Annotated in this window: 1 protein-coding gene; it reads left to right on the forward strand. The window is 56.4% G+C overall.

The window, feature by feature from the left end:
- A partial coding sequence (locus QJ48_RS35030) for an NAD(P)/FAD-dependent oxidoreductase (protein WP_162238623.1) occupies positions 1-509 on the forward strand: 509 nt, incomplete at its 5' end.
- Between the last annotated feature and the right edge of the window lie 154 nt (positions 510-663).

Below are 663 nucleotides of genomic sequence, written 5' to 3' on the forward strand. Positions count from 1 at the left end.
TTATCGTCATCGGCGGCGGGGATTCGGCCATGGAAGAGGCGAACTTCCTGACCCGCTTCGCTTCGGAGGTCGTTCTGGTGAACCGGCGCACCGAGCTTCGCGCGTCGAAGATCATGCAGGAACGTGCGCGCGCCAATGCGAAAATCAGCTGGAAGCTGAACCGGACTCCGCTGGAAGTCATCGCGGGCGAACGAGGCGTGACCGGGCTTAAGGTGAGAAACAACGATACCGGCGCGGAAGAAATCATCGAAGTAGACGGCATATTCGTAGCGATCGGCCACACGCCGAATACGAAGTTTCTGGACGGCCAGCTGACGACCGACGAGCACGGCTACCTGCTGGTGAAGCCAGGCACGACGGAAACGAACATTCCCGGCGTATTCGCGTGCGGCGACGTTCAGGACAGCCGGTATCGGCAGGCGATCAGCGCAGCGGGCACAGGCTGCATGGCGGCGCTCGATTGCGAGAGATTTCTGGAGTCGGCCGAGCTGAAGGAGCTTGCGCTGTAATCGAATCGGATAGGACTGACCCTGGCGTCTGCAACGGCGCCGGGGCAATTGACTTTTATGTGTATGATGAAAATAAAGTTATAGACTGGAATGCTTGATATTACGGGTTTTGAGAAACGGAAAATCGTTAACTGGCTATATAAGTTGAACTAAA

It is taken from the genome of Paenibacillus sp. A3 (assembly GCF_001399685.1).
In the GTDB taxonomy this organism is placed as follows: Bacteria; Bacillota; Bacilli; order Paenibacillales; family NBRC-103111; genus Paenibacillus_G.